The sequence below is a fragment of the Pseudomonas sp. B21-010 genome (assembly GCF_024749325.1).
Classification (GTDB): Bacteria; Pseudomonadota; Gammaproteobacteria; order Pseudomonadales; family Pseudomonadaceae; genus Aquipseudomonas; species Aquipseudomonas kilonensis.
Map to the genome: position 1 here is coordinate 2,830,942 of NZ_CP087198.1, position 13,989 is coordinate 2,844,930.

Here is a 13,989-nt window from a genome sequence, read left to right on the forward strand (position 1 = left end):
TCGTCATTGGTCAGGGTTTGCGCTGCATGAGCTTGTTCCACTGCGCTTTTTGCCCGTTACTCTGTGAAGCCGGTGGCTCGAACAATTGGCAGGGCGGTGGGTTCGCCGGGCACATCGCGGCCACTTGCGCCCAGGTCTGGGCAGGGTCCGGTTTGGCGATGCGGAAGTTGGTGTAGTTCTGGCTGACGATGGGGGCATTGGCGACGCTGGTGTCACCGGAAAAAAAGAACGATTGGGGCTGCCGGTAGGGCGGTTGCCCCGACATCTTTTTGTAGAAGGCATAGCCGAACAGGATCGGACCCTGCGGCGATTGAAGGTCCAGCGCGTAGGCCTGCACGCTACCGTCGAGGTTTTTGCTGCGCTCGGCGCTGTAGGGCAGGTGCTGGATGAAGTCTTGCCGCGGCGGATGATTCATCGGCGAAAACATGCAGCAGGCCGGCATGTCCTTGGGGCGATCCTGCGGGTAGGTCAGGAAGTAGGCCTTGTTGCCCAGGGACACGAAGGAGCAGGTGTAGTTGTTGTTCTTGATCGGGAAGATCGGCAGGCAGTACTTCTCATAGTGCTCCATCATCGCACCGAAACCGTCGCCATCGGCCGGGATATAGGCCGTGTCGTAGTAGCTGGTTCCTCGAGAGACGGTGTAGTCCGCCGGGGTCAGGGTGGAGGGCGGATTGCTGTAGGGCGGCGGGTTTTTTTCATAATTGTGCATCACCCGGTACATGGTCCAATCGCTGATCCAGAACGCCGGGAAAAACGGATCGGAAGGCTCGCCTGGGAGGCGTTTGGCGATGCAGTTGCCGTTCTGTTCGTCGCAGCCCTCGGTGTTGTGCACGCCCATGGTGAAGTACACGGCACCGCTGTCCTGGGCGAACAGAGGCGGGCTGAACAGCAGGATCAACAGCAACAACCGGTTCAAGAGACTGGTTTTCATAGGTCATTCCTTTGAAAAGTACCGGGTGACACTGTGGGAGCCTGTGGGAGCTGAGCTTGCTCGCGATGAACGATAACGCGGTCATTCGAAAGACCGAGGTGCCTTCATCGCGAACAAGCTCAGCTCCCACACAAGCTCGCTCCCACAGTGCTTTATCCTCCTTGGGTGAACAGCGTTACGGTCAGAGGTTGTCGTAATCGCTCATCTTGAGTTGTTGTGGCGGATAGTTGCGCTTCACCAGCTTCTGGGCCCACAGCTCCAATACCGCGCGGCGGCTCTGGGACATGTCACGGGTGATGGGCATCGAGAGCGTGCTTTCCTCCTGGTAGGGCTTGCTGATCAGCACAATCAACTGGTCGATGGCGCCCTCGACGCGCGCCTGGGAGTTGAGCGGCATGTACTTGTTCATGATGGGGTACAGGTAATAGAAGGTCTGCAGGATGCGTGGGTAGAGGAAGCCCTCCCACAGCTGCGTGGCGGCGTTCTGATCCTTGTAGACAGTGTTCCAGTAGTTGATGAAGTCCTGTTGCAGCTGCAGGTCCAAGGGCAGGACGCGGAGCGGGGCGAGGAAGTCGATGTAGGCTTGGGGCAGCGGGAAGCTGAAGGGGATGACCGGATCGCTGGTGCCGTCCTTGACGAAAAAACGCAAGGTCGGGAACCCCGGGGCCACAGCTCTGAAGCTCACTTGGGCGATGCCGTTGGCGTCGGTAGTGGTGGTGACATAAGAGTAATCCACCGGAGTGGCGTGGACGTCGTCGCTCAGGGTTCCGGTGGCGTAGACGCCGGCATCGAATGCCAGGCAAGGGTGCAAGTCGATCGTGACCGGTTTGCCGTCGCCCTGCAGGAATTGCTGATAACCGATCGGGTTTCCACTGGACTGATCCGTATTCTGCAGCGCGGTCAGCCGGCGGCCGCTGCCTTCGGTCAGATAGTTTTGTACGGGTGGCGCGTTATTGAAATTCGGCAGATTGGCCTTGTTCAGGTTGGGGTTGCCTGGGTGGTCGAAGAACAGCGTGAAATTGGCCGCGTTGCTGGAGGCCAGGTAGTAGTCACTGGTGGTCACCATGTAGGGGTTGCCATATTCCGCCACCCACAGCGTGGTATTGGCCGCCGGCTGACCATTTTTCTGCACCATGATGGTCAGTGTCTTGTGGTCGCCCACGTCGATGAAGCTGCCGCTCTCCACCACTTCGGCGGTCCAGGTCTGTTGGGTGGCGGCGATCACCGGTGTCGGGGCGGCTGTGGGCTTCAGTCGCAGCTCCAATGGATGACCTGGTTGTAGTTTCGTCAGGTCCGCGTCGCTGAGGGGGAAGTCCTGCAGGCCGGAGCGTTTGTCGAAGGCTGCCTGGTTATATCGGTCGAAACCGAAGTCCACGACCGGCGTGAATTGATCACCTTCGCGTACACCCAGTTGATAGTCGCCGGCCTGGAATTTTTCGGCGGTCAGGATGGGGGCATCGGGCTCTACCGGATAGAACGGGAACGTGTTGGCCAGATCCAGCGACAGGGTGTTGCCGGTAATCTGCACCGAAGTCACGCCCAGTGTGGCGTTTTGGGGAGTCCCACCTGGTTGAACGACAGATACGGCCTTCGCGGGCACCAGGCGCAGGCCGGCGGGGGCGGTCGGGTATTCGTCGGCGAACCAGAGGCCCAGGGTCGCGGCGGTGCGGCTGTAGGCGGGGTTGAAGAAAATACCGGAAACGTTGTCCAGGCCTTTCTGATACATCGCTTGCAGACGAGCCGTATCCGAGGGGGCATTGGAACGGGTGTTGACGTACGGGAAGTCGTTGAAAACACCGTTCCTGTCGTAGCAGGTCAGGTAGGTGGAGAACCTGAACATCAGGCCCTTCGCCCCTTGCAGCTTCATCTGCTGCTGGAGGTTACTCAGCAGCGCCGAATCGCCGATGACCCATTCCAGGTTCTCCTGGGGAAAGCAGGACTGCCAGGTGGTGGTGACATACACCAGGCCACCGAAGGCGCCCCAATTGAAATTCAGGAACCGGTCCATCATCCGATACTGGCGATTGAGGGTCAGGCCACAGGTGGTATCCCCCAGCATCAGCTTGTCGAAGTACAACGCGGTGAAGGTGTTCTGCCACGGGCTGACGTCCACGAAGCGCGCGGCAGTCGGAGCGTTGCTGCCAAAGGGATTGCCGAGCAGCTGGTAGTCCCTGCCAACCAATGCATCCTCGGTGATGTAGGTGTTGGCCTGCAGCTCGCCGCCAATGATCGTTGAGCGAGTACCTTTGTAGCTCACCGTGCCGCAGGCGTTGTCGCCAAACAGATCCCATTCGGCGGGCATGTACGGGTAGGTTTTCGGGTTGGCATTGGTCGGTACCTGCAGCATATAGGCCGGTAGCTCTGCCATTGTCAGGGGCTTGATGGCCCAGGGCATCAGTAGGGTGGGGGCGTTCGCGGCGTTGATGTCGAAGTGGCTCATGAACGGCCAGTTGATGTCCGCGTTGACCGCGTCATACAGCGGATACACGTCATTGTTATTGGCCGTTGGCGGGTTCCAGAACATATGGCCGTTGAGGTAGATACGGGGGAAATTCAATACGCTCATGTCATGCTCCTTAGCGTTGCCACTGGGCGCGTTTCAGCGACCAGACAAAGTCCAGTTTTTTGTAGCCATCGAATGCCGAGGGCGGCAGCGGGGTGGTGGGATAGACGATGCCGCCCCCCTGGTTCAGAGCGAAATTGAAGTAGCCTTTGTCGTTCGAGTAAGCGGCGGTGCCGTGGCAGGCCAGGCAGGACGAGGTGTTCTGGAACGCCGATTCCAGTTGTGAGTTGGCCAGTACCTGGGTGATGGGTTGGAACTCGACCCCGATCAACTCGTACTTCGACAGGTTCCGGTTATTGGCCTGGAAGCTGGCGTTCACCGGCTTGGCGGCCGGTGTCGGCCCCGTGGTGTTGGTCATCGGCGCAGGCGGGGCGGCATTGGTGACGGTGTATTTACTGTTGTTGATGTTTTCGAAGGTGGTCCAGACCCAGTCGGCATTCAGTTTGTTGACGACATGCAGGCCGCTCAATGCCACATAGCCGACCTGGTAAGTACCGTCGTCCTGCCGGTAGTAGGCCTGGGCAATGTAGTAGCCGTCGTTCACCAGGGTTTGTCGGTAGGTCGTGTCCGTGCCGATCCACAGCCACGCGGCTTTCAACTCCCAGGCGGTGGGGGGGAAGTCCAGGTCGTTGGCCAGGGCGGCCTGGCCATTCATGTTGTAGACCTGCTTCTTCACGACGTAATCGAACGTGTCCTTGCCCATCAGCAACTGAAAGCGTACCGGGTGGCCTTGTTGGGGATCGGGCACGGCACCCCCCATTTGCAGGATCAGGCCATCGACCTGTTGGGTGGCATTGATGTTATGGAAGGATCGGGACAGGTCCATGCCTTGTGCCTTGGCTTGCGTCACCACCGCGTCCGGGAGCGGCGCGGAGCTGTCATAGGTGCCCGGTGGAGCGCCGTTGGGCAGGTAGACCTGGTCCGAGGGCTTCATCATCTCCCACACGAGATTGCTGCTTTGCGCGGTACTGGGTTGGTTCAAGCAGACGAACCAGTTCCAGGCCATGGTCTCGGGGCTCTGGGCAAACGCGGTCCGAGTCTGGTTGATGTCTGCTCCAAACTGCAGGAAGTTGCTGCAATCGAAGTTGTTGGTGTCCTGTGCCTGGGCCAAACCGGCCAGGGCACTGAGAACAGTTATGGAAATGGCTCGCCGCATGGAAGCTCCTTGGCATTCGCCGTATCGGCATGAGGGTGCCCCCGGAAGTGTTCCAGGAGCAGTTGCTTCACCGCCGTGGCCGCAAGGTGCGGCGGCAACGACAGATCACAATTGGTGATGAGCAGCGGGCCGGTCTTCTCGCTCGCGGGCAGCCGGCCATGGCTGCCGCGGACCAGGCGGGTGTCCAGCGGAATCAGGTCCATGTAGTAGCGAAAGCCGAGCTTTTTCTGGAGCAGGCGGCGCGCCACTTTCAATTTCGGGAAGCGAATGGCCGGGTCGATGAACAGCTCGAGCGGGTCGTAACCTGGCTTGCGATGAATGTCCACGGTGCGGGCAAAGTCGGGAGCCTTGCGCTCGTCGAACCAGTAGTAGTAATCGAACCAGTAACCGGGCGCGGCCACGGCCACCAGCTCGCCGCTGCGCGGATGGTCCAGTTGCCAGGCCTGTTGTTCGGTTCTATCCAGTACCCGTTCGATGCCGGCCTGGCGTTGCAACAGCGCCTTGACGCGGGGGATGTCGCGCGCTTGCTTCACGTAGATGTGCGCGACCTGATGATCGGCCACGGCAAACGCTGCACTGGCGCCGGGATCGAGCAACTCCCAGGTCAGCGATTGGCGTACCTGCAACAAGCCCTCGGCACGTAACAACCGGTTGATGGAAACGGATTGGGTGACGGCTTCGATCCCGTATTCGGACAGCAGCATCACCGCAGCGCCTTGGGCTTGGGCAAAGTCCAGCAGACGCCCGACTTCGCTGTCGATGGCCCGTACCTCGTCGGCAATCGCCGGGTGATCGGGCCCCAGGCGTTGCAGGCTGTAGTCGAGGTGGGGCAGGTAGATCAATTGCAGGTCGGGACGGTTGAGCTGGAATTCGGCGATGGCACAATCGACGATCCAGCGACTTGAGGCGATGCCGGCCGCCGGTCCCCAGAAGCTCGGAAAGGGAAACTCGCCAATCTGCTGTTCGATACGCTCATGCAACGAGGCCGGCGCCGAATACAGGCCGAACATCTTGCGGCCATCAGCCGGGTAATGCGGCCGTGGGGTAATGGCGGCGTCCACGTCGGCATACATGTTGTACCACCAGAACAACTGGCTGCAGCGAAACCCGGGGTACTGACGCTTGAGGGTCTGCCAGACCTTTTCCCCCTGGATCAGTGCATTGGGTTGCAGCCAGAAACGTACCTCGGCCTGATCGCGAAAATACCAGCCGTTGCCGACGATGCCGTGTTCCGATGGTGGTTGTCCGGTGAGGATCGAGGCCTGCACGGTCGAGGTGACCGCCGGGAACACCGGCTGCAGCGTGGCCATCTTGGCCGTTTTCAACAGGGCATTGATGCAGGGCGTCGCGGCACCCAGCAGCGCGGGCGTCAGGCCGACCACGTTGATCAGCAGCAGCGGCTGGCGCGCAGGATCAGAGCGCATGGGCATGGGCCTCCAGCGCTTGAGGTTGCAGCAAGCGGCGCTGTAGCAATTGATCCTCGACCCAATGCAACTCCGCCGCGATGCCCTGGAGTTGGGCGTGCTCGGTCGTGGGCCGCAATTGGCTGGGCAGGACGCCCCAGCTGTAGGTTTCCACTTCCAGTACGGGGCGAAAATCCTCGTGGTCGGCCAAAAAGTCGAACGTCTGCGACAGGGCAACCTGGCTGCCGCTGAGTTCGGGCAGCAGCAACTGCTCGCTGAACAGCGGAATGTGGAAGTGAATCCTCAGTTCGGGATGAGAGACGCGGTTCTGCTCACAATCATCCAGGGCCGCGGGGAGGTCGGCCCAGGCCGATAGCTGATCGTGCCCAGCGCGGGCCTTCACTTGATGCAGGTAGGTGGGCTCGGCAAAACCGCTCAATGTCTTGAGCACCTGTTCGCGCCGATGCTCGTCCTCAGGCAGGCGACAAATCAGCGCATTGGATAACTGGATCTTGCCGATGGGGACCCGGGCCCGACGCAATCGGTCCAGTGATTGATAGCAGTCTTCGAACATCACGGCCTGGTGGCAAACGTCAAAGCACAGCGCCAGGTGTTCATGGTGCGGGTCCGTGGCTTGCCAGTGGCGGAAGAAGGCGATGGCCTGGTCGGTGTTTTCCAGCACGCAATCGGGCTCCATCTCCAGGCAGACCACGATCTTCTTGCCCGTTTCCCGTTGCAGCCGGGCCAGCCCGGCAGTGAGCTCGCGCAGTTGCTGCTCGGCACATTGCTGTAGCGTCGGGCTCCAGTGGGCGGCATAGCCCAGCGGCAGGCTGGAGATCACCCCCTGGGCACAGTCCGCTGGCAGGGCCTGGGCGAGAAATCGAGCCAGGTCCAGGCTGTACGCCAGCCGCTGCGGATCGGCCCAACTGGGCAGGTAGACGTCGGCTTTCACCGCGCCCTGGTGAAATTGGCCGTAGGGAAACCCATTGAGTGAGGTCAGGCGTAGCCCGCTGCGTTGCAGCAGGTCGAGGAAATCCGCACGGGTTGGCGCTTGTTGGAGTTCGGCGGCGGCGAGGGCGCTGATCCACAATCCACTGTCCTGCGTGTCGAGCCCGCGCAGTGTGCGTACGGTGTGGAAATGCCGTTCGACGGAAGCGCGCAGCCCACCCAGGTCATGGGTCGGGTGCACGTTGCTGCAATAGCCGATCTGCGTGGCCGTCCAACCCGTGCGGGCACTCATTTGATCACCGGTTCCTGGCCGCGCAGGGCGGAGTTTTCCTGCCACTGCCGTCGCTGATCGATGGGCAGGGGCGTGCTGACCAGGGCTTTGTCCAACTGGCCGCTCTGGGCAAAAAAGTCCACCGGGTTGTGGAACAGCACTTGTTCGACCTGGGCTTCACTGAAGCCGGCAGCCAGCATCGCCTGGCCGGTCTTGGGCACCTTGAGCGGGTCGCTGATGCCCCAGTCGGCGGCGCTGTTGACCACCATTTTTTCCGTGCCGTACTGTTGCAGCAGCGCGACCATGCGCTGTTCCGACATCTTGGTGTTGGGGTAGATGGAGTGGCCGCGCCAGCAGTCGCTGTCCAGCACCAGGGGCAGGGTCAGTTCGTTGAGGTGGTCAATGATCACCAGGTGTTCGGCAATGCCGACCTCGCGAATGACCGCGAGCGTGCGTTTGGTGCCGCCGATCTTGTCACGATGCGGGGTGTGCACCAGCACCGGCAGATTGAATTGCTTGGCCAGCTCCAGTTGCGCGGCGAGAAAGCGATCCTCTTCCGGGGTGATGTCGTCGTAGCCGATTTCACCCACCGCCACCACGCCGTCTTTCACCAGGTAGCGCGGCAGAATCTCCAGCACCTCATTGGCCACCGACAGGTCATTGGCCTCCTTGGGGTTCAGGCCAACGGTGCAGAAATGATGGATGCCAAACATGCTGGCGCGAAAACGCTCCCAGCCCAACAACGTGTCGAAGTAGTCGATGAAACTGCCGACGCTGGTCCTGGCCTGGCCCTGCCAGAAGGCCGGCTCGATCACCCCGGTGATGCCGGCGGCCGCCATGTTCTGGTAATCGTCGGTGGTGCGGCTGACCATGTGGATATGCGGGTCGAAGTACTTGAGCATGGTGAATCCTCGTCAAAAAAAGGGGGCGGTGGGGAATCAGTTCGGTGAAACGCCGCCCAGGTGCTCGTGCCATTGCGCCGGCAAGCGTCGTTGCTGGCCCAAGCCGGCCAGGCGCTGACGTTGCGCCGGGCTCAGCAGGGCGAAGGCAATGACGTGGGGCAGTCCGGCGGACACCGTTCGTTCGGCGGCGAGTTGTTCGTCCAGCAGGTCGAGGGCCAACTGGTTGAGGGTGACGCTGTGTCGTTGCGTCAGGCCGATCAGGCGTCGTACGTCGAGGCCCATGCCCAGCGCTTTCAACACCAGTTGGTTGAAGGCCTGTTCGTTGTAGTGATGCGACGGGTAGGCAGTGTCCAGGGCGAGGGCGGCGAACACCTGGCTGTTGCTGGTGCGCCCGGCCTGGCGTGCAAGCTCCACGCACGCCCCGCGGCTATCGAGCCAATCAAGGGCTTTCAAGGTGGCGACCTTTTCCTGGTCGTCGCCCCACAGGAACAACTGGTGCAGCAGGGCGACTTGCCCGGCGGCGGGCTGCTGTTCCAGCACCTGGGCCAGCAGCAACGCCCGCGCCATTTGGACGTTACTCCAGCCGTCGATATCGGGCAGTGCTCGCTCCTTGAGGTTGCGCTTGCACTGGCTGCTCAAGAGCGCCGAGGTATTGGCGTCCGGGCGCTGGGCAAGTTGCTCCTGTGCCTGGCGCCACCATTGTCGCTCGGGTTCTTCGAGCTGACGAATGAAATTTTGCCGTTGTTCGTTCAGGCAGTCGTGGCGCATGTCGAGGGCCGCCGATGCCGCTGCAGTAACGTCCGTGTTCATGTGGGTTTGATCCAGCGCTGGAAATGAGGAAGCAGGAAAAACACCAGGACACATAACAGGCTGCCCAAGGGCTGGTTAGCCACGGCCAGCACCAGGGCATCGAACAGCGGCAGGGCTGCCAGGCCAGCGCCGATAAAGGCGCGGACCTGCCGTTGCCGAGGGTTGGCCAGGTTGTGCCAGTAATGCCAGCCCAACCAGCCAAGCCATAACAGCAGCACCGGCCAGAACCAGGCGCTGCCTGCGTAGATCGCCAAGGCCAGTGGGCTCAGCATCAGGAGCAGGGGGAGACGGCTGATCAGTTGGTTGCGGTGTTCCTGGCGAGCCAGGTAGGTCAGGCCGCTGATGTAGACACCGAGCAAAATGGCGCAGAGCCAGATCGGTCCCGGTGGCAGCGCCAGGCTGGCCGCTGCGGTGAGGTAGAGCGCCGAGCGGCAGGCCCCCATCAGCCAGACGCTGTGGGCGTATTTCTTGTGCAGCAGGTTGTAACCGAGAATGCAGCCCACCAACAGGGTGGCGCTGCCCAGCAGCCAGTGCGGCTGCTCGATCAACTGGCTCAGGCCCAGTAGCGAGGCCGCGGCCAGCAGTAGCAACAACGCAGTGGCCAGTCGCACTTGCTGGCGGCTGACCAGGCCCAGGGTAATGGGGCGGGGGTTGTGGTGTTGCTGGTCCCAGTCGGCGTCCAACAGGTCATTCAACAGCATGCCGGCCAGGTACAGCAGCGACAGTGCCGCTAGCAGCAGGATCCACACCAGGGAAGACGGCGGTGCCAGGGCCCCGGCGCTGCTGGCGAGCAGGGCGGCGGCCAAGGTGTTGGTCCATACCGTGGGCAGGTTGGAGACACGGCCGAGGGTCAGCCAGGTCTTGAGGTTCGGCGCCGTCTGGTTCATTGCGCACAGCTCTGGTTCAGGGGCAGGGCAAGCTCGACCTGGGTGGACAGCCGCTGCAGCGCCTGCTCCATTCGCGCGGTATCGATTTCATGCAAGTCCACCGACTCGCCGATCCGGCTGAGCATGGGAATGGAGAGTTGCCCGCCCAGATGCTGGCGGAACTCCTCCAACCCCAGCAAAACCTGCGAGCGCCCCAGTGCATCTTTCAAGGTCAGTTCCGGCGGGTTCAGGCAGAAGCCGAGCTTGAGCAGCAGGTTCAGCACCCGTTCGGTGTCGCTGTCGCTCAACAACCCCAGGGCATTGGCATAAAGCCCATCCAGGGCCATGCCCACCGCGACGGCTTCACCATGGCGCAGTCGATGCTGACTGAGATTTTCCAGTTTGTGAGCGGCCCAGTGGCCGTAGTCCAAGGGCCGCCCGTTACCGCGTTCGAAGGGGTCGCCGGCACCGGTGATGTGCGCCAGGTGCAATTCGGCGCAGCGGCGGATCGCATAGCGGCTGGCCCCATGTTCGAAGTGGGCGAGGGCGTCGGCCTGTTGCTCCATCCACTGGAAGAAAGCCTGGTCCTTGATCAGCGCCACCTTGACCGCCTCGGCCAGCCCGGCGATCTGGTCGCGTCGGGTCAGGCTGGTCAGCAATTGAAAGTCGTTGATGACTGCGGTGGCGGGATAGAAGGCGCCCAGCAGGTTCTTCTGGCCGAAGGCGTTGATGCCGTTTTTCACACCGATGCCGGCGTCGTTTTGGGCGAGCACGGTGCTGGGGATGCGAATCAGGCGAATGCCGCGGTGGAAGGTGGCGCAGGCGTAGCCCACCGCATCCAGCACCGCGCCGCCACCGAGGGCCAGCACATGGCAATGCCGGTCCAGGCCATGTTTCAGCATGTCGGTGTACAGCCGCTGCAACACCTGTGAATCCTTGCTCGACTCGCCGGCCGGGACCGCGATCGGCGGCGCTTGCAGATGCAGGTCTGGGAAATGGCTAGCGAAGTAGGCGTTGATCTGTTCCAGCAGGTGCGGGGCGCTGTGCAGCAGTTGTTCGTCGGCGAATATCAACACCGTGACCGGGCCCCTGTGGCCGGCCATGAGCTGGCGGTGCAGGCAGGGATTGAGCGGATCGAACACATGATCGGTGAACACCACCGGATAGTCGTAGCTGACCTTGAAGCGCCCGTGCAACGGTTGCTCCGCGTCGCTGCGGCGAAGGCTCTTGAACAGGCTGTACCCGGCGATGAACAGCCCGGGCAATACCATGCTGGCGAGCAGGGTCACCAACAGCGCGTTCTGCTCGACGAGAAAGGTGCCAATGGCGCTGTAGGCCAATGCCAGGCCGGCGTTGGCCAGGGTGGTGACCAGGATGAACGCGCGCAGCGGGTAGCGTTGCATACCGGCGGCGACGACCGACGTTTCCGCCAATACCGGGACCCCGCGCAGGCAGATCAACGACAGCGTGCCCAACCGGTACGCCAGTTGCCCTGGCTGGCGCTGATGCAGGCCGAGGCGGCCGGACAACAAGCGCAAATAGCCGGCTCCCAGGGCATAGCCCAGCCCGGCGCCCAGGCACAGCCCCACGAAAATCGCCAGGTAACCCCCCACGCTGCCGAGCATGGCCACGGCCAGCAGCGCGACCATGCTCGACGGTACTGGCAGCACCACGTCCAGCGCGAGCAGGGCGATCAGCAGCAACGCCAGGTAGAGTTTCTGCGCGGGCGTCGAGGGCTGGTACAGGTTGAGATGGGTCAGGAAGTCCTGGATCTGTTGTTCGAACAGCAAGAAGCTGGCGATCACCAGGGCTGAAAAGCAAACCAATGACAGCCAGAAATGTCCGGCTGCTCCTTTTTGCGAGAGCAAACGATACCCACGGCCATGCTTCATCAAGCATCCCTCTTGTTGTTATTGACAGATTCCGTGTCAGTAATTGAAAGCAACGCCAAGTGTGTGTTTTAGGCCAATAGACGCTCTCGCCCGAGGGGCTGTGATGAGTGGTGGGTGATGTGGTTGGAGACAGGTTTGAATCTAGACGGCCCGGGTGTTTTTGCAAGGCGATCTGATGGCAATTTGATTTGGGGTGCCACTTCGCGTTTCAGGTACCCGTACCCGCGGCTTGTCCCGCTCGTTCAGGGCCTCGAGTACCCGCGCAACTGCGCCGGGCTGACGCCAAGGCGTTGCTTGAACAGCGTGGTCATGTGCGCCTGGGAGTTGAAGCCGCAAGTGTGGGCGATATCGGTCAGGCGGGCGGTTGAATCGCGCATCAGCGCTCGTGCCTTGGCCAGGCGCCGGTCGATCAGGTAGCTGTGTGGGCTTTTGCCGGTGGCATTCTTGAATGCCCGCATGAAATACCCTTCGGACAAGCCAAGCAGGCCGGCCATTTCCTTGACCCCCAGCGGACCGTCGAGACCGGCGTCGATGAACTCGTCGAGCAGGCGCATTCGCCCGCCGGTGATGGACCCTTGTACGGGGGCCGAAAACGTCTTGTGCTCCTTCACCCGTTCAGCCAATCCCAGCGTCCAGGCCTCCCAGTCATCCTCTGCGGTGGCATGCAGCAATGCGCTGCGCATTCTCAGGGCGAGGGTGATGGCCTGCGGGTCCATACGATTGTTGAACGCCTGTTCCCCCGGCAACGCCATACCGTCGGTGCGCACGACCCGCAGGTATTCACCGCCCCTGGGGGATTCGGAGAACACGTCGCATTCGGCGGGGACGAATGCCAGGCCGTTGGGGATCGCTTCGAAGGGCTGTACGCGGTCGCTGCCGATGGCGTGCAGGCCGCGCTGGCTGTCGAAGGCAAAGCCGATCGCCGACTGGGTGGCGACATAGCGGGTGGCGTAGGCGCAGCCGGGCAGCAATTCGATCGCCCACGGTCCTGCCTCGATGCGACGGACCGGTTCGGACTGGGGCGGCTGTTGGCGGTTTCGAGGGTTCATGAACAGCATAGTAGTGAAGAGAGGACCAGAAAGTCAGGTCAGTTTTCTGAAAGCCCGCCGGTGGTGCCCTGATTAGACTGGGCAAAACCCGGAGGCCCATCATGCACACACTTACTCGCGACGATATCGAACAAGCTGCCCGCCACTTATACGAAGTCATGCCCGCCACCGCCCAGTACGCCTGGCCCTTGTTGGCTGAACGGCTGGGTTGCACGGTGTGGGTCAAGCACGAGAATCACACCCCGACGGGGGCCTTCAAGGTACGCGGCGGCCTGACCTTCGTGCGCTGGCTCAAGCGCGAGCATCCCGAGGCAAAAGGCATCGTCACGGCGACTCGCGGCAACCACGGCCAGAGTCTGGCGCTGGCGGCCAGCGCATTGGGTTTGAAAGCGTTGATCGTCGTGCCGCACGGTAACTCGGTGGAGAAGAACAACGCCATGCGCGGTTTTGGCGGTGAGGTGGTCGAGTATGGCCGCGATTTCGATGAGGCCCGTGAAGAGGCCGTACGCCTGGCCCAAGCGCATGGCCTCTATCTGGTGCCGCCGTTCCATCCCGAGTTGGTCAAGGGCGTGGCGACCTATGGCCTTGAGCTGTTCAACGCGGTGCCGGACCTGGACACCGTCTATGTGCCGATAGGCTGTGGCTCGGGGATCTGCGCGGTCATCGCCGCCCGCGATGCCTTGGGCCTGAAGACCCACGTGGTGGGCGTGGTGTCCACCGAGGCCCTCGCGGCGAAGTTGTCGTTTGAAGCGGGCAGGCTATGCGAGACCGCTTCGGCGAATACCTTTGCCGACGGCCTGGCGGTGCGCAGACCCGTTCCCGAGGCCTTTGCCATCTATGGGGCCGGGGCGGCGCGAATCGTAGCGGTCAGCGATGCTGAAATTGCCGGGGCCATGCGGGCGTATTACACCGACACCCATAACCTCGCTGAAGGTGCCGGCGCGGCCGCCTTGGCAGCGCTGATGCAGGAGCGTGAAGCGATGCGGGGGAAAAGGGTGGCGGTGATTCTGTCCGGTGGGAATATCGACCGGCCGGTGTACGCGAATCTGATTGGCTGAATCCAGGCTTGCCGTTGTGGCAGGCGTTTCCATGCGACAAGTTTAGATCGATTATTTCTTACGGTTATTTATATAGGTTTGGATGGCATATCCATGACCGGAGAATCGAAGCTGTCGTGGGGGAAGCGTCTGCAATGAAA

At 61.8% G+C, this 13,989-nt stretch carries 11 protein-coding genes; 1 reads left to right on the forward strand and 10 read right to left on the reverse strand.

Annotated elements, in window-relative coordinates; all coding sequences use genetic code 11:
• Nucleotides 1-10: 10 nt before the first annotated feature.
• The 10 genes from LOY50_RS12425 to LOY50_RS12470 all read right to left on the reverse strand — a co-directional run bounded on the left by LOY50_RS12425 (nucleotide 11) and on the right by LOY50_RS12470 (nucleotide 12,800).
• On the reverse strand, nucleotides 11-931 hold the full coding sequence (locus LOY50_RS12425) for a hypothetical protein (RefSeq protein WP_258690997.1): 921 nt from the start codon (nucleotides 929-931) through the stop codon (nucleotides 11-13).
• A 181-nt stretch (nucleotides 932-1,112) separates the two neighbouring features.
• A complete protein-coding gene (locus tag LOY50_RS12430; RefSeq protein ID WP_258690998.1) occupies nucleotides 1,113-3,497 on the reverse strand; it encodes a hypothetical protein in 2,385 nt (794 codons plus the stop codon).
• A gap of 10 nt (nucleotides 3,498-3,507) precedes the next feature.
• On the reverse strand, nucleotides 3,508-4,650 hold the full coding sequence (locus LOY50_RS12435) for a hypothetical protein (RefSeq protein WP_258690999.1): 1,143 nt from the start codon (nucleotides 4,648-4,650) through the stop codon (nucleotides 3,508-3,510).
• Nucleotides 4,629-6,074 (reverse strand): alkaline phosphatase family protein, encoded by a 1,446-nt coding sequence (locus tag LOY50_RS12440; RefSeq protein WP_258691000.1) that lies wholly within the window; start codon nucleotides 6,072-6,074, stop codon nucleotides 4,629-4,631. Before LOY50_RS12440 ends, LOY50_RS12435 begins: the two co-directional genes overlap by 22 nt.
• Complete coding sequence (eboE, locus tag LOY50_RS12445; protein WP_258691001.1) at nucleotides 6,064-7,293, reverse strand: metabolite traffic protein EboE; 1,230 nt, start codon at nucleotides 7,291-7,293, stop codon at nucleotides 6,064-6,066. The genes LOY50_RS12440 and eboE overlap by 11 nt, the downstream gene beginning before the upstream one ends.
• On the reverse strand, nucleotides 7,290-8,174 hold the full coding sequence (locus tag LOY50_RS12450) for a TatD family hydrolase (RefSeq protein WP_258691002.1): 885 nt from the start codon (nucleotides 8,172-8,174) through the stop codon (nucleotides 7,290-7,292). Before LOY50_RS12450 ends, eboE begins: the two co-directional genes overlap by 4 nt.
• Before the next feature lie 36 nt (nucleotides 8,175-8,210).
• Nucleotides 8,211-8,984 (reverse strand): EboA domain-containing protein, encoded by a 774-nt coding sequence (locus LOY50_RS12455; RefSeq protein ID WP_258691003.1) that lies wholly within the window; start codon nucleotides 8,982-8,984, stop codon nucleotides 8,211-8,213.
• The gene (locus LOY50_RS12460) at nucleotides 8,981-9,871 is read right to left on the reverse strand and encodes a UbiA family prenyltransferase (protein WP_253473997.1); all 891 of its coding nucleotides are present in this window, start codon (nucleotides 9,869-9,871) and stop codon (nucleotides 8,981-8,983) included. Before LOY50_RS12460 ends, LOY50_RS12455 begins: the two co-directional genes overlap by 4 nt.
• Nucleotides 9,868-11,742 carry a 3-dehydroquinate synthase gene (locus LOY50_RS12465; protein ID WP_258691004.1) on the reverse strand — a complete coding sequence of 625 codons (1,875 nt, stop codon included), beginning with the start codon at nucleotides 11,740-11,742 and terminating at the stop codon, nucleotides 9,868-9,870. The genes LOY50_RS12460 and LOY50_RS12465 overlap by 4 nt, the downstream gene beginning before the upstream one ends.
• Before the next feature lie 242 nt (nucleotides 11,743-11,984).
• Entirely contained in the window at nucleotides 11,985-12,800 is an 816-nt protein-coding gene (locus LOY50_RS12470; protein ID WP_258691005.1) for a helix-turn-helix transcriptional regulator, read from the reverse strand.
• Nucleotides 12,801-12,892: 92 nt separating this feature from the next.
• On the opposite strand from LOY50_RS12470, the gene LOY50_RS12475 reads away from it, so the two are divergent.
• A complete protein-coding gene (locus tag LOY50_RS12475) occupies nucleotides 12,893-13,849 on the forward strand; it encodes a threonine dehydratase (RefSeq protein WP_258691006.1) in 957 nt (318 codons plus the stop codon).
• Nucleotides 13,850-13,989 lie beyond the last annotated feature (140 nt).

Bases quoted from the DNA above. Each gene is read 5' to 3' on its own strand.
- LOY50_RS12450 (WP_258691002.1), bottom strand. From the start codon at position 8,174: ATGCTCAAGTACTTCGACCCGCATATCCACATGGTCAGCCGCACCACC.
- LOY50_RS12470 (WP_258691005.1), bottom strand. From the start codon at position 12,800: ATGCTGTTCATGAACCCTCGAAACCGCCAACAGCCGCCCCAGTCCGAA.
- LOY50_RS12430 (WP_258690998.1), bottom strand. From the start codon at position 3,497: ATGAGCGTATTGAATTTCCCCCGTATCTACCTCAACGGCCATATGTTC.
- LOY50_RS12460 (WP_253473997.1), bottom strand. From the start codon at position 9,871: ATGAACCAGACGGCGCCGAACCTCAAGACCTGGCTGACCCTCGGCCGT.
- LOY50_RS12440 (WP_258691000.1), bottom strand. From the start codon at position 6,074: ATGCGCTCTGATCCTGCGCGCCAGCCGCTGCTGCTGATCAACGTGGTC.
- eboE (WP_258691001.1), bottom strand. From the start codon at position 7,293: ATGAGTGCCCGCACGGGTTGGACGGCCACGCAGATCGGCTATTGCAGC.
- LOY50_RS12455 (WP_258691003.1), bottom strand. From the start codon at position 8,984: ATGAACACGGACGTTACTGCAGCGGCATCGGCGGCCCTCGACATGCGC.
- LOY50_RS12435 (WP_258690999.1), bottom strand. From the start codon at position 4,650: ATGCGGCGAGCCATTTCCATAACTGTTCTCAGTGCCCTGGCCGGTTTG.
- LOY50_RS12475 (WP_258691006.1), top strand. From the start codon at position 12,893: ATGCACACACTTACTCGCGACGATATCGAACAAGCTGCCCGCCACTTA.
- LOY50_RS12465 (WP_258691004.1), bottom strand. From the start codon at position 11,742: ATGAAGCATGGCCGTGGGTATCGTTTGCTCTCGCAAAAAGGAGCAGCC.
- LOY50_RS12425 (WP_258690997.1), bottom strand. From the start codon at position 931: ATGAAAACCAGTCTCTTGAACCGGTTGTTGCTGTTGATCCTGCTGTTC.